The following is a 24,327-nucleotide window of genomic DNA, read 5'->3' on the forward strand; positions in this document are numbered from 1 at the left end:
TATATTTCTTGTTTATACTTAGCCATAAAGCTATTTCCGACGTACTCACTCATTATGTTTTTTTATACCTTCCTAGAAAGTTCAGTTTAGCGGCTTTGGTAAATTGTTCTCATCGTAATAGAAATCATAATCATTGAGTATAAAGTAATCGATTTGGTCAGAGTTTGTTTCACTTGTTATAAAAGTCAATTCGTATTTCTCATTTTTCATATATCTTGGATCTACTGATTTGAAAAGTCCCATAGCTTGTAACCGATCATCTATAACCTCAAAACTGTAACTTAAGCCTGATAAACTGCTTGACGTGGGCTCACCATAAATACTTAACACTTCTTTTCGGTTTGCTGGCATTCGCAGCCCCTTGTTGGTTTGCGCATCAGGTGAAGGATCCACTAAAATCGCAGCTACGATCTCATCGCGATAGTAAACAGATATTGCCCCGTATGTATCCATAACTACCATAGAATATGATAGCTGTCCAGTAGGCTTACCGTAGGTTGCTTCTACTGTTTCTCTCCTCATTCCCAAAGTAATCGGCTTATCTTCACCGTTACGAATACCTATAATCTCTTCCTCAGTAAAGGTTGGTTTGTTCGGATCAGATTTTGTAAATCGATCTTCCATGGCTTGAATAAAAGCTGACTGTTCAACTGATATTGATCGGATGTTACCTGACTCACTGATAGTAAACTTTAATGTGTATACATCCGCACGGCCCTCGCTTGCTTGAATATCCATACCATAAATCTGTTTTAGTTTACCGTTCGTGAGTTGAAACACATAATAATATGTATACTCATTAAATTGCAAAGGTTCGCCAAGTTTCGCCACAACTTTCTTCCATGGACTTCCAAACTTAAATTGACTATTTAAAGAAGTATCGTAACCCGAAGTAAAAATATAGGCAACTTTTCCTTTAAGATATCCAACAAATAACGTAGAGAAGTTGATGTTATAGCTATAACCCTTAACAGCTGAACTTTCAACTTCATCAGGCTTACCCAGAAGTTGATCAACCTGTTGTTTTGTCATTCCTGGACGAATAGCAATCATCTTCTTTTGTTTAAGGACTTCAACAGTTAGGTAGGGATGTTGAACGATGCTTCCATTAACCTCATTTGTCTTTGATGCAGCTGCGTTCACGTTATGTGAAACAAAAACCGTCCATAAGATGGCTACCAAGATCATAATCAAAACAGTGTTTGTATTCCAACGACTACCATGCTTCGACTTTCTTTCTACCGTTAAGTGATTTCCCATTATCTTGGATCCTTTCTATTAAATTTCTGAAACTAAATATCTTCAAGATTTCAAGACAACCATCCAACTTACCTGCCCAGGAAGTACATAAAATTGCCAACTCTGGATAATTATCAAAGGGCATCATCTTCTTAACACTTTTTGGGAGACATATAAAGCACGCACACTTCAAACTGTTAAACTAGTATAATTTACCTATATCATACCCTCTTCCAAAATGGAAGATTATGACGAAAGAAATATATTTTGCTCGAATATAAAGAAACTCCCGCTCAATAGGAGTAGCGGAAGCTTGATGGGATATTGACGATGACGATTAAACTATACAATAAGAACCAAATTGCCCTAGCCATCCATTAGAAGTTCTTCCCTAATCCTTTCCACAAAACACCTCCACCATAACCAACGCCCCTAACCTAAACCCTTGCACAAAAGCTTCACTTGTAACCATGGAACTAGATTCACCATTCAGATCCAAAATTCTCTCAAGAAGTCCGAAGTCATGTTCCGAAAATTTCGACTTCGCTTCCTCCATTAATTCAGAAATCCTTCTATTGAGTGGACGATATTCCGGATCTGTGGGAACCATTCGTTCTTCAAGCTTCAGGCTCCCGTAATAAAATTCGTCTATAATCCTCTTCATGAAATCACCTACAATAACCATTTATTTAGGAAGATAACAACTAATCCCTTTATTCTTCCTCATATCCATTTTAACGAAGCAATGAAGAAAAATTGGATTTTATGCAATATCCGCATATAAATCGATTATTCTCAGAAATCCTACCTCCCCCCATGGTAAAATAAACCCTATATCCCTACATAATGAGGTGTTGAAATGATTACAATTAGACCGCTCGAACCCCATGAGTTCGACTTTTTCACGGATATGCACTATGAGTCTATCCACATCCCGCAGGGGAAACCACCAAAGCATGAGCTTTTGAATGCTCCGCATCTTAGGAAGTATCACGAGGATTGGGGGCGAAAAGGAGATCGAGCGTTAGTGGCCCTGAAGGAGGATCAACTCGCGGGGGCAGCATGGTACAGATTGTTCGACGAGACGAATCCTGGTTATGGTTACGTCGATAGCGAAACGCCGGAGTTAGGCATAGCTATTTATCCAGATTTTCGTGGGATGGGGATCGGGCGAACCTTAATGAATGAAATCATCAAGCAGGCAGCGAGCGACGGATACCGATCCCTTTCCCTGAGCGTCGATCCCGAGAATACTTCCGCCGTGAAGCTATATCAACATTTAGGATTTTCTTATTACGGCATTTCCGGTACTTCCTGGACCATGATCATCGATATCCTCTCACTTGATTCATGAGGCAATTTACGGAAGCGATCCCCGCATCAACGACGATACAAATTAGCTAATTCCATATTGATTCCAACGAAATATTTAGCTAAAATAAAACTATAATTAGCTAATTGGAGGTAGGGATCATGCAAGTATCTTCGACGGATATGCAAAATAACTTCGGGAAATATTTAAAGTTTGCAGAAGCTGGGGAGGAAATCATCGTTACGCGAAATGGGAAGGACGTTGCTAAGCTCAACGCACTCGCTGCAGCCAGTGAATCCGTGCTAAGAGAGAGAGCAGCGAGTTATCATGCCGGGGGCGAATGGGTATCGTACCAAGATTTCCTCGAGTTGACGGAGACGTCGGAGCAACGTTACGAGTTGATCGATGGTGTCGTGTATAATTTGGCTTCTCCTTCCTTCAACCACCAACTTGCCGTTCAAGAACTGCTGGGCACTTTTTACGCTTGGTTTAAGGGAAAGCCCTGTATACCCCTAACTTCCCCATTCGATATCACACTAGAGAAGGAGGAAAACAACACTTGCGTCGTACAACCCGATCTCGTAGTCATTTGCGATAAGGATCGAATCGACACGAAAGGCAAATACATGGGAACTCCTCAATTAGTCGTTGAAGTATTGTCCCCCTCCACGCGGAGCAAAGACCTGGTCAAGAAACTCGACTTGTACAGCGTATGTGGCGTGAAGGAATATTGGATTGTGGATCCGATGAAAGCACACGTATTCGTCTACTCACTGGAGGACAGCAATATTACGGACATGACCGTATTTTCAAACCATGCAGATGTGTATGTAACCTCCCAGCTATACCCGGGTTTACAAGTATCGATCCAAGACTTATTCGCTTAATAGGATAGCCCAAGTCGATCGTTCTCCACCGAAATCCCCTCCCGTTTGCGATCCACGCGATTTGCATAAGCTATAACCACGACGACTACGCCGGATGGCGGTAAACGGGAGATCGAGCACCATGACATGGTTTGAAACGACGGGAACCATTACCTACTTTGAGACTTGGGCCATCGCCGAATGCCCGAAGGACATTATGAATTATTATGGGCATTGGGTGTATCGGACCCATCATATGAAGTTGAACAAGCCCAAGTTTGGCAGCCACATTTCGATTATTCGCGGTGAAGACGTGGATCCCGAACGAAAAATAAGGTTCTGGGGCAAATACGCCCATCAGCCCCTCACCTTTGCTTACTCCAACGAAATGGGCCATAATGCCGAGCATTACTGGCTTCCGGTCTGCTCTCGCGAAATGGAGCGATTACGGACCGAACTTGGCTTGCCCAAGGACCCTCCGTTTGGGTTCCATCTTACCCTCGGGCGAATTCCTCACTGACCTTCCCCTTCGATCCTTTCTCCTTCTCCCCCTCCGGCATCTGAAAATGGCGAAGGAGTAACGCGAAGAGCTGATCTACCATTTCAGTCGGAGAATACGGCATCCCCTCCTCGATCCACCATTCCATCAGACTTACAGCGCCGGAGGCTAGAAACTGTACCTCGACCTCTCTGCTTATACCAGAAGGGATGCCATTGGTGCTCAGATAATCCGTGATTCCTTGCCGCATGAAAACCATCATCCGTTCGCGGAACACAGGGTTCCCTTTGCCGGTGATTAAAATGGAATAAATCGGCGCATGGGCCTCCAAAAATTCGAACGTTTGAAGCAGCAGTTCTCTGGCTGATCCCGGAGTCATCTCCCCTGCCGGCTGACAGCTCTCGATCAGTTGCTGTAAATAGGTCTCAATACATTGCTCCTGCAGGTCGAATTTATCCGTAAAATGCAGATACACCGTACCCCGATTCACATTCGCACGTTCGGCGATATCGTTAATCGTCACTTTGTCAAAACCCTTCTCGCCGAGCAATGCGACGAATGCTTCCATAATCGCCTGCCGCGATTTCATAATTCTACGATCCATGTGATTCTCTTGCCTCCTAATTCCCTCAAATGAACAAAACCTCGCCCATCTGTTGATTTATCAACAAAACCGAAGCAAATTAACGATTGATGCCTAACTAACGACAATGCTAAGGTAATTCTATTAAATCATCGTTGATTATTCAACAATTGTTGATTAATAAGAGAGGGTGAAATCACAACGTGAAGGTATTAGTTTATGGAGCGGGAGTATTAGGCAGCTACCTGGCTCATGTTTTGATTCGAGGAGGCAATGACGTTTCTGTAATGGCCCGAGGTGCTCGAGCGGATGAAATTGAGCGGGATGGAATCGTTCTGCGCCATTATTTTCAACGAAAAACAACGGTAGATCCGGTTCGCGTCATTCGGACGCTGGAGAAGGACGAACTCTATGACCTGATCTTTGTCGTAATGAAATATACGGATTTCCGAACGGTGCTGCCGATCCTAGCCGGCAACCTCAGCCGTAACCTCGTGCTGGTCGGCAATAATGCAGAAGCAAGGGAAATGCAAACGGAGCTGATCGAGCAAAGTGAGACGGAGAAAAACATCGCTTTCGGTTTCCAATTATCCGGCGGTCGCCGGGATCCGAGCAGAACCTTGATTATCCGCAGTCGAGGCCAGATGGTGCTTGGCGGGTTGGACGGACCCATTTCTTTTCAAGCGGAGCTTAGGCAAGCCTTCGCCAAAACCAAATACAAACTTACCACCAACGAGGATATGGACGCCTGGTTAAAAAATCATATCGTACCGATTCTGATGCTTAATTACCTACTGCAAATCCACGACGGCCAAACGAATAAGGTTGCCCGTGACGGCAAGCTAATACATCATGCGGTGGCTGCCATGGGTGAAGGCTTCCACGTGCTGGAGACGCTTGGTTATCCTCTGACCCCTGCCGTTCAAGCTTCGGTCATTCGCAAGCACAGACGTCTTGTTCAAGGATTCCTGAAACTCTATCACCTGCTTCCGGTCAGCCGGATGATCGATGGCAACTTTGCCGAAATCGAAGCTTTGGCCGAGAAGTTCCACGAATGGTCGGCGCAAGCCAAGGTCAATACCCCTCATTGGGATGAACTGAACAGAAAGCTACGCTTAAAAAAGGCTGGCGAATAATCGCCAGCCTTTCATTTTTAATCCAAACTTGCTGTGTTCAAGAGAGGGAGCTCCTCTCCCCTGCGTTGCTTGGCGTAATCCGCCGTGGCCGTAAACAGCACATCGGAGGAGGAGTTCAGCGCGGTTTCGCATGAATCCTGCACAACCCCGATAATAAACCCTACTCCCACGACCTGCATGGCGATATCATTCGAAATTCCGAACAAGCTGCAAGCCAAAGGGATGAGCAAGAGCGAGCCGCCGGCCACCCCGGAAGCGCCCGCCGCGGAAATCGCCGACAGTACGCTCAGCATCAGCGCCGTACCGAAGTCCACTTGAATCCCTAGTGTATTCACGGCTGCCAGCGTGAGGACCGAAATCGTCACAGCCGCCCCCGCCATATTGATCGTCGCACCTAATGGAATGGAGACCGAATAAGTATCCTTGTTCAACTCTAATTTTTCGCACAAACGCATATTCACGGGGATATTCGCCGCCGAGCTTCGCGTGAAGAACGCCGTAATCCCGCTCTCTCGCAAGCAAGTAAACACCAGCGGATACGGATTACGTCGAAGGTTCATGTAAACGATCAAGGGGTTCACAACCAAACCGATAAACAACATGCACCCAACCAATACGAGCAGCAGCTTTCCGTAACTCAGCAAGGAGGCTAAGCCGCTGGCCGTAATCGATTCATACACCAGCCCAAGGATCCCAAACGGCGCTAGTTGAATGACCCACTTGACGATTTGCGATACGGCGTCGGACGCTTGAGTGAGTAGGCTCTTCGTGTGATCACCTGCCCCTTTCAAGGCAAACCCAAGCAGGAGCGCCCAGGCCAAAATGCCGATATAATTGGCATTCATCAATGCACTAACCGGATTGTCCACGATATTAAGCAGTAGCCCTTTGAGAACTTCGACGATCCCTCCAGGCGGAGTCAAACCTTCGGTTGCCCCAGCCAAGGATAAGCGGACGGGGAACAGATAACTGAATGCCACGGCGGTTGCCCCAGCCAGGAACGTACTGATCCCATATAGAATCAGAATCGATTTCATATTGGTTTGGCGCCCTTTTTGATGATTCGCGATCGCAGCCATCACCAACAGCAGCACCAGGAGCGGTGCAACTGCCTTCAGTGCCGATACGAACAACGTGCCGAGCAACGCGATCCCACTGGCTTTTGGCACGATTAACGCCAAGAGGATGCCAACCACCAATCCTGCTAAGATGCGTTTTACAAGGCTAATACGATTCCATTTGTGTAGGATTGCCTTCATGTTTCTCCCCCGTTTTCTTATGATGTCGCTTAGAAGCATAGCGATAGTATATCACGCTCCATGGACACCTGTCCTCCTGGTGGAAACATTTGTGCATTACTGTTCACATCTATTCTCATTACATTGGAACAAGCGCCTTCTCAAGCTTATAATCCTCCAACCGTACATCAGTTTCCTGCCCTAATATCAGTTTGGCCAACTGCGCTCCGATAAACGGTCCCATCGTCAGTCCCGAAGCCCCTAAGCCATTAGCTGCAAAAATCCCACTCCATCCGGGTACAGCCCCGATAACCGGAAGAAAGCCCGGAGTAAAAGGACGAAAGCCGACCCTCGCTTCCAGGAAACTGGCGTCTGCCAAACCCGGTGCAACGGCCAGTGCCTTGTAGGTCACTTCTTGTAGACCGCCTGCCGTCACACGGGCATCATAGCCGGAAGGATCGTTCTCGTGAGTTGCGCCGATCACGATGCGACGATCATCAAACGCCAGGATGTACTGATCCCCCGGCGGCATGACGACAGGCCAGTGTTCTGTCGATACGCCCGGCAGCGCCAAATGAACAATCTGCGCTTTCTGGAAGGTCACCCTAAATTCCATTCCCAACGGGGCGAGCAACTGGCGGGCCCATGCACCTGCGCAAAGGACAACGGCATCGGCGCTCACTTTTTCCCCACCAACGTTCACCCCGGTCACAGTCGAGTCGTCGTGCAGGAGCACAGCTTCGCCGCGCACCAAGGTCGCGCCGTGCCGGACCGCCGCCCTTAGGAGAGACTCGCGGAGCGCGCGCCCGTCAACGCGGGCGGCACCGCTCACATAGAGCGCATAGTACCCCTCATCAAGCGGAGGAAACCGTCGCTTAACTTCGTCCGGTTCGAGCAAAGTGAGTTCCCCCATTTCCGGAGCTTCTCGTTTTCGCTCAAGGGCCAGCTTCTCCAAAGCGACGAGCTTCTCGCGTTCCCGGTGAAGACGAATCGCTCCTACTCGGGCATAGCCGGTATCGCGCTCTCCTTCCCTTTCCAGTTCCTCGATCAACGGGCCGTAGTACCGTGCCCCGGCTATAGCCAGCCGATACCAGGCTTGGTTACGCCGTTGCGAGATCCACGGGCAGATGATTCCCGCCGCCGCATCGGTAGCTTGTCCCGGAACGCCGTGATCGACGACCGTCACGTTCGCCCCAAGCTTGGCTAAATGATAAGCCGTCGATGCGCCAAGAATTCCGGAGCCGATCACGATAAAATTTTGCAAATGAGACGCCCCCTTTTCAAACCAAATCGTTTAAGTTGAAACCCGCAAGGCAAACCTGCGTAACATCCAGTAACGCTTCAAAAAATGAGGAGGACTCTCGAATGATTATGACAACAACCACAACCATTGAAGGCTCACCGGTAAGACAATACATCGGCATCGTCACGGGCGAAGTCATCATGGGCGCCAACGTTGTGCGCGATTTTCTGGCATCGATTACCGATATCGTTGGCGGACGTTCGGGCGCTTATGAGAACAAGCTCCAAGAGGCCCGGGACACTGCGTTCGCAGAAATGCACGAGAAAGCTTCGCGTCTCGGGGCGAACGCCATCATCGGCGTCGACATCGATTATGAGGTGATTCGCGAAGGGATGCTGATGGTTTCGGTCAGCGGAACGGCCGTCATCGTGTAATCACTAGTTTCACCCTAAAGAAAAACCAAAAACCCGCGGATTCGCGGGTTTTTTTGGGCTCTTCGGGATGATTCATCCCCATTAGATCCTCTTGGTCATAAACACACTGTTGGGGTCCTCTACATAATCCGCAAAGGGCTCGCAATACGTAAACCCGAAGCCTTCATACAACCGACGAGCCGGAGCGAAAGCCTCCATAGAACCTGTCTCTAGGCTGACCTGCCGGTACCCTCGCCGTGCCGCCTCCTCGAGGAGATGCGCCAGCACTTGCTTCGCGACGCCCTTTCCCCGATAAGGAATGGCGGTACGCATCGATTTCACCTCGCCATGCTGATCATCCAGCTCCTTAAGGGCACCGCATCCCGCGAGCTCGTCGTCGATCCAGGCACTCCAGAACGTAACGTCCGGCCTTTTCAAACCGTCCAGATTCAGCGCATGAATACTCTCAGGCGGGGAGTTCTCGGCCATATTCGCCAAATGTTCACCAATTAAAGCTGCAATCTCAGGTCCGCTCAAATCATCCAATTTGATCGTTAACAACCGGCTCCCTCCCTATCCCTTCATAACCTCATTTACTTCGCTTGGATATATCCTTCCGCCTTCAGCAGTTCGGCAATGAGTACCGCTCCGCCTGCAGCTCCGCGCAATGTATTATGCGAAAGTCCAACGAATTTATAGTCGTACAGCGAATCCTCGCGCAACCGACCCACCGAAACCCCCATCCCATGTTCAATATCACGGTCGAGTTTTGTCTGCGGACGGTTTTCTTCCTCAAAATAAGTGATAAACTGCTTTGGTGCGCTTGGCAGTCCCAGCTCTTGCGGTCTGCCCTGGAACCCGCGCCAGCGCCCAATGATTTCATCCTTCGAAGGTTTGTTCTTAAACGACACGAACACGGTTGCCAAGTGACCGTCTGTCACGGGAACGCGGATGCACTGCGTCGTAATTAAAGGGGAGCTTGCTTTGACGATCTGCCCGCCATCCACATGGCCCCAAATCCGCAGCGGTTCCTGCTCACTCTTCTCTTCCTCGCCGCCGATATACGGGATCACGTTATCCAGCATATCCGGCCAATCGGTAAAGTTCTTCCCGGCACCGGAAATCGCCTGATACGTCGAAGCAACCACCGTAGTAGGTTCAAAATCCAGCAGCGCATTTAATGCGGGTACGTAACTTTGAATCGAGCAGTTCGGCTTCACGGCAATGAACCCTGTGCTCGTCCCGAGGCGTTTGCGCTGTGCGGCAATCACTTCGATATGCTGCGGGTTGACTTCCGGGATCACCATCGGAACATCCGGCGTCCAGCGGTGAGCCGAGTTGTTGGAGATGACCGGGGTACCGGTTTTCGCGTACGCTTCCTCCAACGCTTGAATTTCCGCCTTTTTCATATCAACCGCACAGAAGACGAAGTCCACATCTGCCGTCACTTCTTCAACCTTGGCCGCGTCCTGAACTACGATAGATTTAACGGCTTCCGGGATCGGCGTGGCCATTTTCCAACGTCCCTGCACGGACTCCTCATACGTTTTGCCTGCGGAATTCGCGCTGGCCGCTATGCCTGTGACCTCGAACCAAGGGTGCTGATCCAGCAGCTGTACGAAGCGCTGGCCCACCATTCCCGTCCCACCGACGATGCCTACTTTCAATCTCTCACCCATTTGTTTGATCCTGTCCTTTCCATATAAGTGTTCTAACCATCGCCAAAATAAAAAATCCCACCTCCAAGACGAGTCTTCCGTCTTGGGGGCGAGATTGGTATGCCCGCGGTACCACCCCAGATTCGTTAATATGTCGCCATATTAACCTCTTCAAGTACAGCCTGACCCAGCCAAGCGTATACCCTAGCTCTATAACAGGAGCTCCTGTCACACCATCCCGCCGACTTTGCGTTCCGATGCGCTGCTCAGAGGCTTTATTCGATAAAGAAACGCTTTGCTCCTTTGCAGCTTACCGGAGCTCTCTGGGAAAGGTTCCATTTACCTACTCATCTCGTCATCGCATTTCATGTTGCGATAATATTACCAGATTCGCGCCAGAACGTAAACCGGTTTGAAGAAATTTTCAGAGCCCAAATGTTCCCTTAGTCCATCCGGATGACGCGGTATCTTCTCCGGTAAGCCCCCGGTGTGAATGTGGTCTCCCGTTTGAACAACCGGGCGAAATAATTCGGATCCGGGAATCCGCATTGCTCCCCAATCTGTTTCAACGGCTCGTCGGTATGCGCGAGCAACCGCTTGGCCCTCTCGATTTGTTGATGATGGCGGTATTGCAGCGGGCTCATTCCCGTATGCTGCTTCAAGCACCGCGCCAAATAATCGAAATGATAATGCAAATCACGTTCCATTTGCCCCGCATCAAAAGCGGTGCCCAATCGATCTTCCAGGTAAGAAGCAACTCGCTCGCTGAGCTCGTACGACCGCGACTGCGGACCTCCTTGTCTCATCCCGTGCTGCAGCTGCAAAAGCAACTGACTGAACCGAAGCTGCAGCTCGAAGGAACGATAGGGCGTAAGCGACCGATGCAGCGCGATCATCTCGTCCAGCAAAGGCCGTATCGTTCGGAGATCCACGTCGGCAAATTTCGGGACGTCAATCATCGCCGGTCGCGGCTCTGTGTCCTGATCGGTTCGTGCGAGCGGCTGCTGCTGCCACCCTTGCTTCTCCGCCAGCTTGAGCGGGGACGCGGCAGGGTGTCGGAAATGGATCCAGTACACCTCGGTTTCTTCCTCGGTCGGACGGTAACCGCGATGCCTTAATCCCGGTTCCAGCACCAGAAGCTTCCCGGGCCCTATCTCGTAAGCGGTCCCCTCCTCTTCCATATATAAAGACCCTTTCGCGCAAATAATCAGATCGTACGCCTCGAAGACCCGTTCGGCATGCGTCACTCCCGGTTTCCATAACGCGTAGCCTACCGTTGCCAGCAACGGCAAAGGCGGTGCCTCAAACTCCAGCATGAGCATGTTATCGCCCCCCATGTTATGTAGAAATTGTACTATATTTAGTCGCAATTAGCAGCTGTATCAAGCGATTAATCTCTTTAGAATGGTAGGTATCGTACGATGAAAACAATCCATTACGGGAGGAATACCCATGAGATTCCGACAGGTTCATCTCGATTTCCATACTTCCGAAGCGATCGAAGGCATCGGCAGCCGATTCTCCAAGCAGCAATTCCAGGAGATGCTCCAACTGGGCCATGTCGATTCGATTACGGTGTTCTCCAAATGCCATCATGGCTGGGCTTACCATCCGACAACCGCCAACGAAATGCACCCGCATCTATCGTTCGACTTGCTCGGCGCACAAATCGAAGCGGCTCACGAAATCGGCGTCAAAACGCCGGTTTATCTCTCCGCTGGTCTGGATGAGAAGCTCGCTCGCCAACATCCGGAATGGCTGATCCGCGATCCGCACGAGAAGCTTAGCTGGTCGCCCGATTTTATGACGCCGGGATATCATCAGTTTTGCATGAACACTCCTTACCTGGACATCCTGGCTGCTCAAGTCCGTGAGGTCGTAACCCATTATGATGCGGACGGAATCTTCCTCGATATCATTGGGGTCCGCGAATGTTATTGCCAATCTTGCGTCGCTGAAATCCGTAAACGCGGCTCGGATCCACGCAACCTGGAAGAGATGAGACGCTTTTGGGAAGAGACCTATCTCCGCTACGCCAAAGTGATGGATGATGCCGTGCATGCCGTGAAGCCTGGCCTGCCGATCTTCCACAACGGGGGACATGTCAAGCGCGGTCGGCGTGACCTCGCAAAGCTGAACACCCATCTGGAGCTGGAGTCCCTGCCGACGGGCGGTTGGGGGTATGACCACTTTCCGCTTTCCGCGCGGTACGCTCAAGGGCTGGGAATGAACTTCCTGGGGATGACGGGAAAATTTCACACCTCGTGGGGCGAATTTGGCGGTTACAAGCATCCAAACGCGCTGAAGTACGAGACGGCGCTTAGCTTGGCGAACGGGGCACGGATCTCGATCGGCGACCAACTGCATCCGACCGGATTGATGGACCCAGCAACTTATGCGCTAATCGGCGAAGCTTATAGGGAAGTTGAAGCGAAGGAGGAATGGTGCCGGGACGTAACCTCCGTCGCCGACGTAGCGCTGCTGTCTGCCGAGGCATCGGGGGTTCCGGGCGATTCGGTGCAAGACGCCGATTCGGGGGCCGTACGGATCCTGCTGGAAGGGAATTACCTGTTTGATGTCGTGGACACGGAAACCGACCTAACTTCTTATCAAGTCGTCATTCTGCCGGACGTCATTACCCTCGATGAACCGCTCAAGACGAAGCTTGAAGCATTTGTTTCCAAAGGCGGCAAAATCCTGGCCACCGGACGCTCCGGCCTGTCGTCGGACGGTACGCGGTTCGAACTTGATTTCGGTGTGAAACCGCTTAAGGCCTCCGCGTTCAAGCCGTCGTATTTTCGGCCGGACTTTGAACTGCCTTCCTTAAGCAACGCTTCCTTCGTCATTTACGCCGATGGTCAGGACATCGAGCTGGATACAAACGGTCACAAGCTGGGCAGCCGGGAAAATTCCTATTTCAACCGCGATCTGTTCACCTTTTGCTCGCATCAGCACACACCGTCCAATTTGCAGGACGCCGGCCCCGGCATGGTGGAGGGCCCTTCCGGTATCTATGCAGCCTGGAATCTGTTCGAGGACTACGCCTTGAAGGGCAGCTTGCCCGTCAAGGAGATTCTGCACTACGCCTTGGACCGTTTGCTGCAACGTAAGACGATGAGCTCAAATCTCCCTGCACAAGGGGTAACAACGCTTCAGGCACAACAAGCCAGCAACCGCTGGATCCACCATCTGTTGTATGCCTCTCCGGTACGCCGAGGCCAAAACGTTGAGGTCATCGAAGACCTTCCGATCCTTAGCGGCATCGAATCCACGATCGCTGTACCGGCACCGGTTCGGGAAGTTTATCTGGCGCCTCAGCGGACAGCGATTCCATTCCGCCAAGAGAAAGGGAGCATCACGTACACTCTTCCCTCTTGGTCCTGCCATCAGATGGTTGTGCTGCAGTTTTAGTACACGATCAATCGGGTAGAAGCGGATACCCCGGATTACTCGGCCAAGCCGCTTCCTGTTTCATGGCTTGTCGGCAGGCGCTCACAACCCCCGCTCGGGATTTTCACCCTATCGATGTCCCCATGCTGGGCGCATACCCAAAGAGCCTTGAACCCAAAGGTTCAAGGCTCTTTCACATCAAAACGACCGTTTACCGCAGCGCCGCCAAAACCTCTTCCGTCGATCGTATCTTGCCGATGCGCGGGAAGATGAATCGGCATACGTACTCGTGCTCCTCCGTCGTCGAAGCAGACATGGCATCCTCGACGAATATCTGTTGGTACCCATGCTGGAACGCTTCACGCGCAGTCATGTCAACCCCGATGGAGGTGGAGATGCCGCAGAGCACGATCGTATCGATGCCGCGCCGCCGCAGCTGCAGATCAAGGTCCGTGCCGAAGAAAGCTCCCCACTGGCGTTTCGTCACCATGTGTGCCCCTTTAACCTCCGCCAACTCAGGCACGATTTCATCCCAACCTGCAGGGTACGCCGTTGGGCTCGGATGCATGTCCGTTTCTGGCTTCAACATGTCCTTTCCATCAAAGGAGGATACCCGGACAAGCACCACGAACCCGCCTTCTTCGGCAAATGCCTGTGCCAGCCGGCTTGCGTTTCCTACCACTACAGTGCTCTCGTGAGGAGCCCCTTTGCGGGAGGGATGCGCAATTCCTTGCTGCAAATCGATCACAACCAGCGCTGTCTTTTCCGCTATGATCCTCGTCTTCATGTCAGATGGATCCATTTCCATCATCATCTCTCCTTCACTCCATTCTTGGTCATCTTTGGATAAGCGCCAATCGACCAGGTTCCTTCAACTTCTTATACACCTTCGTATAAACCCAGACCGCATTGATTAGCAGCAAAACGCCGGTCGTCAAGAATACGTATGGAACGCCGAGCCAAGCCGCGACTTGACCGCCCAGCACGGAACCGGCAAATACCCCCAGATACCCGGCTGCCATGCTAAATCCATACACCCGCCCTGTCAGATGCTCCGGAGTAATCTTCTTGATGAGTGTGTTGACCGAGGGACTGAGTCCGCCCGCAGCCAATCCCAGCAAAAAACGCAGCCCCATCAGCTCCCAAGGATTCCGTGCGAGTGCCTGCGGGATAAACAAGATCCCGGCCACCAGCAGCGCAGCCAGCATCACCTTATGAGCGCCAATCCGGTCGGACAACTTCCCGAGCCTTGGCGCTGCCAAAATATTAGCCAAACCTGATGCCGAGAAAATGACCCCGGCCAACAGCGCCACATGGCCGCTGTTCCGAGAAATATCATTTACACACACCGTTAGCACCGGTTCCACCGAATACATGGCGACACTCAGCATAAAAAAGGTGGCGAACAGCGTCAAGGTTAAGCTTTTTTCAGGAACTGCCGCCCATACCTCTTTCATTCCCGCCACTTTCTCATCCGTCCGCACGAACGTTTCCTTAACGAATAACCATGTCGTTATGAAAGCGATCAGCATCAACACACCGGTCAGGAAAAAGGTGTTTGGAATCCCGGCGTTTTCGGCAATGAACCCGCCGATCGTTGGCCCTAACAGCGATCCCGCGATATTGGACGTGGATAACAGACCTAACGCCCAACCCGCATGAGCCTTGTCCGTTTGCGTCGCGATCAGCGTTGTGCATGCTGTGCCGTAGCCGGTAATGATGCCTTGCAACAGACGAAGGGCGATCAATACATACACATGGGTAGCGAACCCCATACATCCGATAATGATCGCCATTCCGAGGCTAGCCCGGAGGAGCATCGGTTTCCGCCCATATTTATCGGCCGCGAGCCCCCAAATCGGGGAGAAAATCGCCGAGACGATAAACGTAATGCCAAATGCGAGTCCGGAATAACGGGCTACCGCATCGGCCTGATCAACCCCCAGCTGCTTGATGTAGAGCGGCAAAATCGGAGCGATCTGACTCATGCCTACCCCTGTCACGAACATGCCAAACCAGCAGACGATCAAATTTCTTTTCCAAATCGGCATAACCCAAAGCCTTCTTCCTTCTGTAAGAGCTCGCTGTCCACTGCGCGACAATTGAACATTCTTGCAGAATGATCTTAACGCGAAAAACAGCTATGTACCATGCATTATCCTAAACTCCATGGACGATATTGCTGTAAAATTCAGATGGACTGATCCCTTCCGTACGCTTGAAAATTCGGCTGAAGTAAAATTCGTCGGCGAAACCGAGCTCTAATGCAACGTCCTTGATTTTTTTGTCACCGTCCAAGATGAGTTCTTTGGCTTTATCCATTTTAAGTTTGTTGAAGTACTCGATGACCGTATAGCCGGTAGCCTGCTTGAACACTCGCGTCAGATAGTACGTTGACAGTTGCACCAAATCAGACAACTCCGCCAAAGTGAGCCGCTCAGTAAGATGCTCACGCATATGCTGGATCACCTTTTCGACTTTAAGCGCAACCGCGTGATTCTGATTTTGTCTCTTTACCTGTAAGAAGATTTCATATAGCAGCTGCTGCAATCTGGCTCTTGCCAACAGCTCATAACCCGGCAGTTTGGCGGACCAGGCGGCCGTCAGCCTTTGAAAGGCGTCCACGACCAAGTATCCATTTTGCAGTATGCGCATCGGCGGCAACGGCAGCCGTTCATGTTCCTTTCCGATAGACCAAGCGCCTTCGTCATATCCGATGCTCGTAGAGCTGAAGTGGATCGAATAGAAACAGATCGGCTCCTCTTCATCCATTTCAATCGTATGCGGTAACCCCGCTCGCAGGTAAAAGATCAACCCCTCCTGAACGAGATGCTTCTTGCCGCCCAGCGTTAAGCTGCCCTTACCTCCGGTTACAAGCAGCAGCTCATGATGCTGAAGCGTTCTGCTAATTTGGGTCCTGATCTTCTTGCCATCGTTTGGTTGCTTACTATTGCAGTAATGGATATGAAAATAGAGATTATTCAAGTTCATAACCGATCGCCTCCACCGGGTCTTCCGCTGCGGAACGCAGCTACTGCGATTAGAACATACGGCCGGGCAAACCGCAACCTCCCGCCCGCTGAAGAGTGTAGAACTATGATCTGAATGTGGGAGGATAAACGGATCTATGTATTCGTAAAATCATTTTTGGTATAAAAACAAGGCCAACCTGATCGGTTGGCCTTCGTTATGATTAGGACTAAACTTACTTCACTTCTGTTGCGCCCGTTACTTTACCGTCGATTTTCGCGCTAGCTTGCACGTCCGCGTTGGCGAAGTACAGGTTGCCGTCGATCGTAGCGGTTTTATCCAAGTTGAACCCGTTTGCTTCTACATAGACGTCACCTTTCACGGTACCGCCTTGAATTCTCAGGTTTTCACTTTGTACCGTCAGTTTAGGAACCGTCAATGTAAACGAAGCGGTGATGTTGTGATCTTCGTCTTGGGTGTACAGCGCGATTTTACGATAGATGTCTTTTGCAGCATCGTTTTTGTCATGGAATTCACCAGCAACTACAACATCCTTATCGACTGTCAAGTCGTCCAGAATCGCGACGATCCAAGTCCCTTTTTCGCTGACTGCATTCGTGAACGCATCCGCTTGGTTTACGATCGATGCCGTCGTCGTTACGTCGGTTTGTTCAGCGGGTTTATTTGTGTTTTCCGCCGTATTCCCGTTATTCGAACCGCAACCTGCCAGCAACGCCGCTGCAATCCCTGCTACTACCAAACCTTTGACCATTTTCATTTGATTTCCCTCCTGTTTTTATCTTCAGTTTGAATTATAAAAAAAAGTGGAATCATATAATGTGATTTATTTCACTTTTAATGTGCTTTTTTTCACATAACAAGTCACAGCTTGTTCATCATTTTTCCACCTTCCTCCTGTTCGAGTAAACAAGCCGATCGGAAACCGACCGGCTCTGATGTATATGAACCCCCTGACGGGAGGAGTTGTTAACGTTGGGTATGGAGCGGTGTTCCCATCGGTGAAGAGCCTGAGCCCCCATCTACGCTGATTTCCGCCCCGTTGACGAAGGATGCATCGTCTGAAGCCAGAAATAACACGGTATTTGCCAGTTCTATAGGTTCGCCCATTCGGTTCAGCGGGATGCTGCGTTTCAAATAATCTTCCAGCTGATTAAAAGCCGGTGCAGCAGTATCTCCCCAAATCGGCGTTTTCGTGGCGCCCGGCACGACGGTATTGACGCGGATCCCGCGCGGTGCCAGTTCCGAAACCAGAACCCGCGCCATGCTTGTGACCGCCCCTTTGCTTGCAGCATAGGCGGCATACCCCGGACTGCCGGCTTTGGCCAGAACAGAACCGTTCAGGATCACCGAGCCCCCCTCTCTCAAATGGGGCGAAGCCGCTTGAACCGTGAAGAATACACCGGCGACGTTGATATCGAGAATGCGCTTAAACAGGGACGGGTCCGTACTGCCGAGTGGCGTACTTCCGCTGATCCCGGCATTGGCAAACACGATGTCTAATCCGCCAAAAGCTTCCACTGCTGCCGTGACGGCCTTCTCGGCGCTCTCCGGATCAGCCGCGTCCGATACCACGCCAATGCTATTGGATGTGCCCAGCGTATCCACCGCTTTCTTCAAATTGTCCGGGTTCCTTCCCGTTATGACAACTTTCGCCCCTTCGGCTACAAACAATTGGGCCGTGGAGAATCCAATCCCGCTGCTCCCTCCAGTAATCAACGCTACTTTACCTGCTAGTTTTCCCATCGTACTCGCTCCTTTAGATAGATGTTTATTGAGAATGATCATTCTCTTTTGTGCAAAAAAAAAGACTACTTCAACAAAGACAACGTCGTATCGACGATCCGGACGAGCTTCTCTTTATCTTCAACTGTCTTCACCATTACCCTAAGGCCAGCCAAGGCATTATTGAAATAGGACGCGAGCTCCTCCGCGTTCAACGACGGATCTAACTCATCTGATCGTTGTCCGGCTTCGATCAGCCCACGGATCACGATCTCGGAATGCGCCCAACCCTCGGTCACGAAAGCCCTGGCATCCGCGTCGATCGTTGCGAGCTCAACCGCCGTGTTCACCATCAGGCAGCCCGCCGGGAATCCCTTTTCCGGATAGATCACCATTTCGAATAAGGCGCGGATCGCTTCCTTTGTGGAACGGGCTCCGTTCATCGCCTCCACCATCCGTTTCGCGATCACTTCCTGATACCGGTTCAGCGCTCGGACATACAGAGAATGCTTATCGCCGAATGTGTCATACATGCTACGCTTATGAACGCCCATTTGCTCGACCAAATCCTGCATCGACGTTCTCTCATAGCCTTGTTCCCAAAATAGCTTCATCGCTTTCAGCAACACCGTATCCTCGTCAAATTGTTTGGCTCTGGCCAATGGGCGGTCCCTCCTTTCATCTTGAGTTTATCATATTGAGAACGTTCGGTAAAGAATTATTTAGAATTTCCGTTCTCCAATTATTTAATAAAAAAGCAGCTCCCTGCAACGGAAAATTCCGTCCGGGAGCTGAATTCAACTATCTGATCTTGCCGCTTCTTAACGATATAGATTTATTTCGGCAATCGACCACCACCACTCCGGTGTCGTGGAAGTTTGCAGGATCTTTACGTACCGGGCGGATTGCTGTGGGAATGTCGTCACGATTTGCTTGCTAGTTCCGACGTCCTCCGAGACCGTTGTCCAGCTCTCGCCGTCCTCTGAGAGGAGTACCTGGAAGCTGCGGGCATAATCGTTATCGCTGCCTCCCGAATCCATGCTTAATCGGCTGAAATGCCGCTCGCCGCCTAGATCGATCTGTATCCATTGGTCCGGGGATTGCCCCGCGCCGGAGGTCCAGCGGCTGCCTAAGTTATCATCGAACAGCGCCGAGAGATCGGCGTAGGTCGATGCCGTAACCGTCCAGCCCGAGCGGTCCAACGTATTCAAGAGTACTTCCTCCCCATCCTGCGGTTCCGGAATCCATGGGGTCGAATCTGCTGTGTATACCTTCACTTCATGAATCGACCACCAGTGGGGATCGGTTCCCGTCTGTACGACTTTGAGGAACCGAGCCGTCTGCAACGGGAAGGCAGCAGTCACAATCGGACCTTTGCCCGTCCCCGATGCGACGGGACTTCCCCAAGATTCACCGTCCAGCGATACGTACACTTCATAGCCATGTGCGTAATCCTCATGGCTGTGTGCGCTGTCCATCACCATTTGGTCTACCGGCTGCGCCATACCCAAATCAAGTTGGAACCATTCACCGCCGGTTTGTTCGCGGCCGCTCGTCCAGCGGGAACTTTCCACGCCGTCTACGATCGCCCCCGCACTATCGCCGGAGGAGGAGGTAACGATCCAGTTGTCGGGCGTCACTTCTTTCTGCTTGCCGATGCCGTAATCATTGACATAGAGCTCGGCGATCGACCACCACCGGTTCGCCTCGCCGGTTTGCACCAGCTTCAGGTAACGGGCGGTTTGCGTCGGGAACGTGACCGACAAGCGGCCCGCCTGTCCTGGGCCTCCGATGACCGGATCCCCCCAGTTCTCGCCATCGTTTGAAACATAAAGTCGATACGAGCGCGGGTAATCTTCCCCCGCATTGCCCGGATCAAGCACGATGGAATCGAAGCGATGTACCGCGCCTAAATCCACCTTCACCCATTGGCCGCTTGCTTGTTCTCTTCCGTTCGTCCAGAGCGTGTCGCGGTTACCGTCCAGCATGTTTACCGTTACATCCTTCCCCTGGGTGGAGGATGCGGTTACGACCCAGCCGGAGCGATCATCCAACGAGCCATCTGCCGGTTGCGGTGTTACAGGCGGCGCAGCAGCGCCGAACTCGGCCAGCTTCAGCTCGGAAATCGACCACCAGCTGTCCGCAGGCGCTGTCAGCACCATTTTCACATAACGGGCCTGCTGCTTATTTAAGGATACGGCTAGGCTTGGCGATGTACCCGTGTCTGTTGCCACCGGATCGTTCCAGCTTTCACCGTCAGCCGAGACGTAAACCTCATAACCATGCGCGTAATCTCCCCAGTTCGTGCCGGAGTTCATAAATAAGGTATCAAACGTTTGCTCCGAACCCAAATCGATTTGCAGCCAGTCGCCGGGAGCTTGCAAACGTCCCGAAGACCAGCGGGTCGATAAGTCGCCGTCCACCAAGCGCTCGACGCCTTCCGAGCTGGACGAAGCCGTGATCGTCCATTCGCTGCGATCCAGATATTTCACGCCTTGCGAAGGATCTGGTCCTTCCAACACAGTCTCTTCTAGCGGGTTTACTTTCACTTGGGCTTTAGCATATACCGTTGCCGATCCCAATGGCCCATTCGCGCCGAAGAAATGCACGGTCTTGGCGTTATCCGACGGATTCCAGATTTGCGCTGTGTAGACGCCGTCTTTTTCATATACGGTAACGGCCGGATCGTCCGCCCAAATATCCATGGAACGGGTTCCCGTCGACACCATGCTGTGAAGGAACCAATATGCGTTGAATACTTCGTTCTGTTGCATTTGTCGGGTATCCCACTTCGCCAGCGCGCCTTCCGGATCGCCAATCGATTGGAATGGCCAGATGATATGCTGCCACGAACGTTCCGGCTGGCCGCCAAGGTCCTTGATCAATCCGGCATACAGCTCGTTTGTTTTTTGCGGATCCCGTCCATAATACGTCATCCATTCCGCAGGCGGGAGCCAGTGAATGCCGTATATCTGCTCCGGATCGCCGGAGAAATACGTGCCGTACAAATAGGCACTTCCGTAGACATGACCTACGGTAGCGTGCTTGTAGCCTTCTACCCAATTGTCGTGATCATAATTGAACCAATACTGCTCTGCTGCTTTTTCCTCGGTCGTAAAGCCCCAAATGCCGGTATCGCGATATGCGTCATTGCCCGTTACCAGGCCCCACATATATTCGCCAACCCAGCTGAACAGAGCCTCCCCGGCTGCTTCCTGGTTGTTCCCGCTGCGATTGTCCGCATAGCCGCCCGCCCAGGAATGACCTTCGTAAGGGTCAAAGTTGCGGAGCCAAGGGAACTGGCTGTCCGTCTTCGACGGATTCGCATAATCTCGAATCAGCACTTCCACCATCTCGCGATAATCCTGGAGGAACTGCTTATCGTACGTCGCCAGCACGGCGGAAGCAAAGATGTAATAGCCATAGGTGAAATGGTGGTCTGTCAAGCCGGTATTCACGCCGAAACCGCTGCCGTACGGGAAGATGGACCCCCACTCGTCCGAGTAATGGAAATAATACGAGTGCAGCCGTTCTTCCGGCGAATAGGTGTACCAGTCCGTCAAAATGTCTTTCAGCTTGGACAGATAATGATCTCTCCGTTCCGTATCGCCAAGCTGATCGCTGATCAAGACACCTAATGACAATGGATGAAGCTTTTTGCCTTGCCAATAAGGGTCTTCGCTCATGATGTTGCCCGCTACGTCCGCATCCAGTTGATCCAGATACGCCATCATCTGTGCCCGGGAATAGGTTGGATCATCGGGTTCAACAAACTGCGGAATGATGCCATAGAAACGATCTTGGGTCGTAAAAGAATTCCCTTCGCTCACCTTCAGCAACCCGCGAATCGAAGGATAGCTCAGATCGGTTAAAGGCGTGGTGGCGATCTTCCATTGATGCGGAAGCAGCGCCATGAACGTCTCCGAAGAGAAGCCCGGGCGTTTCAGCTCCGTGATCGAGTGGAAGTCCGTCGTTACGAGCGAAGCCGCTTCATCGTAACGATAGTCGACTTGCGTATCCGTGACGAACGCATAGGCATGCTGATAGTAGCCGCTTAGCTCGTCCGCAGACGGCAGCGCCGCCAGGGAGAGGTAGTTTCCTCCTGGGCCAAACTTGATCTTGATCGTGTTGCCCAGCTTCATAAATACCGTGCCTTCCGGTGCGAACACCCCGTACTGGCGCACGAAGGTTTGCGGCTGCGGTGCCTTGTCCTGGTTGGTTACCTCGATCCCGATATGATCGGCCGTCAGGACATCGCCGTCATTGAGCAGGATCGGTTGGTTGTGATCATCATACAGCCGGGTGATGTACTGCGATTGCAAAATCGCCGCATCCGGATTCTCGAATGTGTTGTAAAGGAACGGCGAGCCTTTGACGAATGTTGTGCTCATTTTCGCCGTATCGTCGTCGCTCATCATGACCGTGGCGGAGTAATCGCCATATCCGGAGATCTTAGTGACAAGCTCGGCAGGGTTGATGTTATTCGTCGACAGGATCAAATCCGGTTCGCCGTCAGCGTCCATCGAACCTCCGTCAGCGGAAGCATACCCGGCTCCTGGGTTCAAAATGTTCAGCCCCTGCTTGGTGTACCGATTCTTCAGCGGAAGTGTCACCAGACTGTTACCGTCGCCTAAATTGGTGATCAGAATCGACTGCCACCAGTCATTCGAAGGAATCGGCGCTTCGACGTTAGAGGTGCGATACTTCGGATTTTTGGGTTCCAGCATCGTCACATCGTTGATTTCATAACTGCCCGCGCCAACCTGAACGGCGGAAGCGGCCGGAATTTCCGGGATGTCATAGGTTGATTTCGGATCGCCTTCCCGGTAAGCGTAGACGCCGAATTCAAACAGCGAATAGCCGTTTGTGGAGCCGCGGCCGAGACCGGCCATCTTCACGTAACGGGCATTCGCGTAGACCGGGATGGTTTCCCGTCCGCCCGATCCGTTTAACTCGCGGTATACGGTCGTCCAGTGGCTGGCATCCTCGGATACCTGAATATCGTAAGCGCGCCCGTAAGCCGTCTCCCAGTTAAAGGATACGCTGCCGATTTCCCGGGTTTCACCCAAGTCGACGTAAATCCATTCGTTGTCCTTGTAAACTGAAGACCAGCGTGTATCGTTGCTGCCGTCGGTCGCATGGATCGCTAAATAGTTTTTCTCTTCCATTTTGGCTTTATCTTCCGCCGATTTGCTAGGCTCATCGATTTCCAGCGAAGAGGCCGTTACCGGCTTGCCAAGCGCCAGATTTGCTGCAGCTGGCTTTGGAGGCAGGCTGACACCGCCGGTGCCATAAACGTTAAATTCGTAAATCGATACGCCGTAGGCTTCCTGTGCCCGTTTCGTGCTTAACACACGGACATAACGGGTTTTGGCGTCCACGTCGACCTCCGTCCATCCACCTTTACCTTCCGTCGTGGAATAGACGGGCTCCCAATGAACTTCATCGTCGGACACCTCAAACGCAAAAGCGCTGGCATAGGCGTTCTCCCAATGGACGGATATCTTCGAGATCGTAGCACTGGCGCCTAAGTCGACGTACATCCATTGCGGATCTTTTTTCCATACGCTTTCCCATCGGGTATTCTCGTTGCCATCCACCGCCATATCCGGCGTATTCCCGCCTAGCGACGAAGAACTGTAGACCGGTCTATATAGTGAGAGTAAATAATCTCCCTCAGCTGCACGCGCCTCCGGTGCCGGTATCACTTGCACGCTGCTGATCCATAAAATGATAGCGGTCAATAAATGCGCCCAGATCCGGGCTTTGCGTTTGCTCACGAACGCTCTCTCCATGATTTCTCTCCTTCATTGTCGTTTAACTATGTAGCGCTCCACAACAGTCTCCTATCGCCATTTCTCTAGTTCAATCTCTCTACATCGCATGTCTCCTCACTTTGAAAAGATGTCCTTCAAAGCGGTCCCTTTGTGGAAAAAAGTACCACTCCACCATGGATTATCGTCCGATCAACCCTATTAGTGTAGAGTGTATTCCCTTCGTTTCAAAAAACAGGAAAATAGCACTACGTAGGATTTAG

The 24,327-nt window shown here is 51.4% G+C and carries 21 protein-coding genes and 1 other annotated feature; of the genes, 6 read left to right on the forward strand and 15 right to left on the reverse strand.

What is annotated here, in order from left to right; translation table 11 throughout:
- Nucleotides 1-81 precede the first annotated feature (81 nt).
- A complete protein-coding gene (gene bamE, locus MKZ15_RS12925) occupies nt 82-1,260 on the reverse strand; it encodes an outer membrane protein assembly factor BamE (protein WP_339816448.1) in 1,179 nt (392 codons plus the stop codon).
- 370 nt (nt 1,261-1,630) lie between these two features.
- Nucleotides 1,631-1,924, reverse strand: a complete 294-nt coding sequence (locus MKZ15_RS12930; protein ID WP_339816449.1) for a DUF6809 family protein — start codon at nt 1,922-1,924, stop codon at nt 1,631-1,633.
- 174 nt (nt 1,925-2,098) lie between these two features.
- Here MKZ15_RS12930 and MKZ15_RS12935 point away from each other — a divergent pair, with 174 nt between their 5' ends.
- From MKZ15_RS12935 to MKZ15_RS12945, 3 genes are all read left to right on the forward strand, one after another.
- Nucleotides 2,099-2,593: a GNAT family N-acetyltransferase gene (locus MKZ15_RS12935; protein ID WP_339816450.1), complete on the forward strand. Its 495-nt coding sequence runs from the start codon at nt 2,099-2,101 to the stop codon at nt 2,591-2,593.
- 119 nt (nt 2,594-2,712) lie between these two features.
- Entirely contained in the window at nt 2,713-3,438 is a 726-nt protein-coding gene (locus MKZ15_RS12940; protein ID WP_339816451.1) for a type II toxin-antitoxin system prevent-host-death family antitoxin, read from the forward strand.
- Between the two features lie 121 nt (nt 3,439-3,559).
- Complete coding sequence (locus MKZ15_RS12945; RefSeq protein ID WP_155607907.1) at nt 3,560-3,937, forward strand: hypothetical protein; 378 nt, start codon at nt 3,560-3,562, stop codon at nt 3,935-3,937.
- On the opposite strand, the gene MKZ15_RS12950 is transcribed toward MKZ15_RS12945, so the two are convergent.
- The gene (locus MKZ15_RS12950; protein WP_339816453.1) at nt 3,912-4,520 is read right to left on the reverse strand and encodes a TetR/AcrR family transcriptional regulator; all 609 of its coding nucleotides are present in this window, start codon (nt 4,518-4,520) and stop codon (nt 3,912-3,914) included. The two genes, MKZ15_RS12945 and MKZ15_RS12950, sit on opposite strands and share 26 nt — an antisense overlap.
- Nucleotides 4,521-4,702: 182 nt before the next feature.
- Here MKZ15_RS12950 and MKZ15_RS12955 point away from each other — a divergent pair, with 182 nt between their 5' ends.
- Complete coding sequence (locus MKZ15_RS12955; RefSeq protein ID WP_339816454.1) at nt 4,703-5,635, forward strand: 2-dehydropantoate 2-reductase N-terminal domain-containing protein; 933 nt, start codon at nt 4,703-4,705, stop codon at nt 5,633-5,635.
- A 17-nt stretch (nt 5,636-5,652) separates the two neighbouring features.
- Here MKZ15_RS12955 and sstT read toward each other — a convergent pair whose 3' ends face one another.
- Both sstT and MKZ15_RS12965 read right to left on the reverse strand, forming a co-directional pair.
- On the reverse strand, nt 5,653-6,894 hold the full coding sequence (gene sstT, locus MKZ15_RS12960) for a serine/threonine transporter SstT (RefSeq protein ID WP_339816455.1): 1,242 nt from the start codon (nt 6,892-6,894) through the stop codon (nt 5,653-5,655).
- A 118-nt stretch (nt 6,895-7,012) separates the two neighbouring features.
- The gene (locus MKZ15_RS12965; protein ID WP_339816456.1) at nt 7,013-8,137 is read right to left on the reverse strand and encodes an FAD-dependent oxidoreductase; all 1,125 of its coding nucleotides are present in this window, start codon (nt 8,135-8,137) and stop codon (nt 7,013-7,015) included.
- 101 nt (nt 8,138-8,238) lie between these two features.
- Here MKZ15_RS12965 and MKZ15_RS12970 point away from each other — a divergent pair, with 101 nt between their 5' ends.
- Complete coding sequence (locus MKZ15_RS12970) at nt 8,239-8,550, forward strand: YbjQ family protein (RefSeq protein ID WP_155607902.1); 312 nt, start codon at nt 8,239-8,241, stop codon at nt 8,548-8,550.
- A gap of 81 nt (nt 8,551-8,631) precedes the next feature.
- Here the strand turns inward: MKZ15_RS12970 and MKZ15_RS12975 are convergent, their stop codons facing one another.
- From MKZ15_RS12975 to MKZ15_RS12985, 3 genes are all read right to left on the reverse strand, one after another.
- A complete protein-coding gene (locus tag MKZ15_RS12975; RefSeq protein ID WP_339816458.1) occupies nt 8,632-9,090 on the reverse strand; it encodes a GNAT family N-acetyltransferase in 459 nt (152 codons plus the stop codon).
- A 32-nt stretch (nt 9,091-9,122) separates the two neighbouring features.
- The gene (gene asd / locus MKZ15_RS12980; RefSeq protein WP_155607900.1) at nt 9,123-10,208 is read right to left on the reverse strand and encodes an aspartate-semialdehyde dehydrogenase; all 1,086 of its coding nucleotides are present in this window, start codon (nt 10,206-10,208) and stop codon (nt 9,123-9,125) included.
- An 81-nt stretch (nt 10,209-10,289) separates the two neighbouring features.
- Nucleotides 10,290-10,555: a binding site (T-box leader), on the reverse strand.
- A 75-nt stretch (nt 10,556-10,630) separates the two neighbouring features.
- Nucleotides 10,631-11,509, reverse strand: coding sequence for an AraC family transcriptional regulator (locus MKZ15_RS12985; protein WP_339816459.1), 879 nt, complete (start codon nt 11,507-11,509; stop codon nt 10,631-10,633).
- Nucleotides 11,510-11,639: 130 nt separating this feature from the next.
- Between MKZ15_RS12985 and MKZ15_RS12990 the strand changes: the two genes are divergently transcribed.
- Nucleotides 11,640-13,598 (forward strand): alpha-amylase family protein, encoded by a 1,959-nt coding sequence (locus MKZ15_RS12990; RefSeq protein ID WP_339816460.1) that lies wholly within the window; start codon nt 11,640-11,642, stop codon nt 13,596-13,598.
- Between the two features lie 190 nt (nt 13,599-13,788).
- On the opposite strand, the gene MKZ15_RS12995 is transcribed toward MKZ15_RS12990, so the two are convergent.
- The 7 genes from MKZ15_RS12995 to MKZ15_RS13025 all read right to left on the reverse strand — a co-directional run bounded on the left by MKZ15_RS12995 (nt 13,789) and on the right by MKZ15_RS13025 (nt 24,085).
- Nucleotides 13,789-14,364 (reverse strand): hydrolase, encoded by a 576-nt coding sequence (locus MKZ15_RS12995; RefSeq protein WP_206106940.1) that lies wholly within the window; start codon nt 14,362-14,364, stop codon nt 13,789-13,791.
- 49 nt (nt 14,365-14,413) lie between these two features.
- A complete protein-coding gene (locus MKZ15_RS13000; RefSeq protein ID WP_339816461.1) occupies nt 14,414-15,628 on the reverse strand; it encodes a multidrug efflux MFS transporter in 1,215 nt (404 codons plus the stop codon).
- Between the two features lie 109 nt (nt 15,629-15,737).
- Nucleotides 15,738-16,568 carry an AraC family transcriptional regulator gene (locus MKZ15_RS13005; RefSeq protein ID WP_339816462.1) on the reverse strand — a complete coding sequence of 277 codons (831 nt, stop codon included), beginning with the start codon at nt 16,566-16,568 and terminating at the stop codon, nt 15,738-15,740.
- Nucleotides 16,569-16,782: 214 nt separating this feature from the next.
- A complete protein-coding gene (locus MKZ15_RS13010; protein ID WP_155607895.1) occupies nt 16,783-17,325 on the reverse strand; it encodes a polymer-forming cytoskeletal protein in 543 nt (180 codons plus the stop codon).
- Nucleotides 17,326-17,534: 209 nt separating this feature from the next.
- Entirely contained in the window at nt 17,535-18,311 is a 777-nt protein-coding gene (locus MKZ15_RS13015) for a glucose 1-dehydrogenase (RefSeq protein WP_339816464.1), read from the reverse strand.
- A 65-nt stretch (nt 18,312-18,376) separates the two neighbouring features.
- The gene (locus MKZ15_RS13020; RefSeq protein ID WP_193416104.1) at nt 18,377-18,952 is read right to left on the reverse strand and encodes a TetR/AcrR family transcriptional regulator; all 576 of its coding nucleotides are present in this window, start codon (nt 18,950-18,952) and stop codon (nt 18,377-18,379) included.
- 159 nt (nt 18,953-19,111) lie between these two features.
- Nucleotides 19,112-24,085, reverse strand: a complete 4,974-nt coding sequence (locus MKZ15_RS13025) for a discoidin domain-containing protein (protein ID WP_339816465.1) — start codon at nt 24,083-24,085, stop codon at nt 19,112-19,114.
- Between the last annotated feature and the right edge of the window lie 242 nt (nt 24,086-24,327).

The sequence above is a fragment of the Paenibacillus sp. FSL R7-0216 genome (assembly GCF_037969915.1).
GTDB classification, from domain to species: Bacteria; Bacillota; Bacilli; order Paenibacillales; family Paenibacillaceae; genus Fontibacillus; species Fontibacillus rhizolycopersici.